The sequence below is a fragment of the Ruegeria sp. N8 genome (assembly GCF_056531325.1).
The window spans coordinates 1-1,861 of record NZ_JBQFLQ010000028.1; the positions used below are offsets into that span (position 1 = coordinate 1).

General features: G+C 52.4%; 3 protein-coding genes. All 3 read left to right on the forward strand.

Features of this window, described 5'->3' with window-relative positions; genetic code table 11:
* The coding region (locus ACR0C5_RS19660) for a hypothetical protein (protein ID WP_480878627.1) at window positions 1–206 on the forward strand (206 nt) is incomplete at its 5' end.
* A 75-nt stretch (window positions 207–281) separates the two neighbouring features.
* The gene (locus ACR0C5_RS19665; protein WP_480878629.1) at window positions 282–1,676 is read left to right on the forward strand and encodes a primase-helicase family protein; all 1,395 of its coding nucleotides are present in this window, start codon (window positions 282–284) and stop codon (window positions 1,674–1,676) included.
* Window positions 1,676–1,861, forward strand: a 186-nt coding sequence (locus ACR0C5_RS19670; protein WP_480878631.1) for a hypothetical protein, incomplete at its 3' end; no start/stop codon positions are given. The genes ACR0C5_RS19665 and ACR0C5_RS19670, both read left to right, overlap by 1 nt.

Consider the following 1,861-nt stretch of genomic DNA (forward strand, 5'->3'; position numbering starts at 1 on the left):
TTGGCGACCGATATCGACGTTTATTTCAGGTGAATTTCACGGCCAAATTCGGTCGTTTTTTGCATCAGCAGGAAAAATGCACCTTAGAAGTCCATTTTAGCCATAAAAATATGGGGTTTCAGGCCACTTTTCGCCCCATGAATTCTTCCAGGGCACACTATAGAAGGAAAGAACACGATTATGCACCTGGTGCGTGCCCCCCATAAACGGTCTAATCAGCCGTCTCCTGATACGGGGTGCGTGGCTAAGCCAGGAGCATCAATGATGGGAGATAACCATCAATGGAAACCAATAATAATCCAGTTTCTGGAGCGGAGGTAACCGAGCAAGTTCAACGTCTAGCAAAGGCCTATGGCGATCAGATCGTTCGGAGGGACAACAAGTTCTTCGACGTGGAGAATCTGAGTGTTCCACTGTCGCGCAATGACGTGGAGCGGATGATCCTGAACCGGGTACGAGACGAGCATCCTGAAGTTCCACTGAGCAAAGACTTGGTCAAAGGTCTATTCAAGTTTCTGATCGAAGCACAGCATACCGACGTCGACCGGTCGTTTCAGGTCTGGAACGGAACGGCAATCTGTGAGGCCGGAAACCCGAACCGACTGATACGGTCGCGGGGTGCGGTCGCAGCCAACACGTGGGTCGAACCTGAATATCGCAAACTCAGGATCAATTCCGCTGAGCTTGGCATCATCGGACGGTTCTTCGATGAGTTCTTTCAACTTGAGCATGACCGTGAGCAGTTCCTGAACTGGCTGGCATGGAGCCTTCAGAACGAGGGAGAAAAGCCAGCTTGGGCTCCGTTCCTGTATTCGCGTGGAAGAGGTACTGGGAAAAGTACAACGGCACGCATTCTGACCGAACTCTTTGGCACTTCGAATACCGTCGTTCCAAATAGCGTCAGCAAGCTAACGCAGCAGTTCAACGCCACGGTTCTGACAAGCAAACTTGTGGTGTGTGAGGAAACCCAAATCAAGCCGGGATCGCCGCAGGAAAACGCAATCAAGACCTTCATCACGGACCCTTACGTTCTGATAGAGCGGAAGGGGATTGAAGCTGAACGCGCAAAGCAGTCGTGCTGCTTCTTGTTCACCTCGAACATCTGGCCGTCATGGATCGGTGAGGATGAGCGGCGTTACCTCGTAATGGATGTGAACCATGACGGTCGATCAGGGGGCTCTCGTGCCAATGATTTTTCGAACCTTGTCGGTCAGGTTCATCAGTTTCTGGATGATCCGGCGAACGTGGCCAGTGTCTATAACGCCTTGATGCAGAGACAATTGTCGGAAGGATTCAGCGCCAAGAGCCTTAACATCGCCGACCATCAGACCCCAACCATGGAACGCCTGCACCAGACCAGCCGAGACACCATCGTTGATCGGTTGGAGGAAGAACTGAATGCTAGCGGGCTCGTCGCCTTGCCTGAAGCAGGAGTGGTTGCGTTCGTCCAGACGCTCCTCAAAGGAAACATCAACCAAACCAAGCACCTCATGGATGAGCTCGATTGGCGGAAGACAAAGGCCAAGTGGGGCGGCAAAGACTATCAACGCGCGGTCTGGGTCAAGTCCGGTTACTGGATCGAGCGAGGTAAAATCCATGGTCCAGACTTTGAGCCCGTGAATATCAGTGATCATATTGCTGATGACGTTCGGTTCAACGAAGTGGAGGTCATATAATGGATGGTCAGCACTTCTTCTTGAGAGACGACTGCGAAATCTGGCTTCAGGACATCATGGACAATCACTACGAGGAGGCCCTTTCGAGGGCCAACTCCGTCCTATCGCAAACAGCAGAGGATGAGAACGGGTGCTGGGTGACCTCGACGCAGGGACGACCGAAAACACGGTTCAAGGGCCGACAG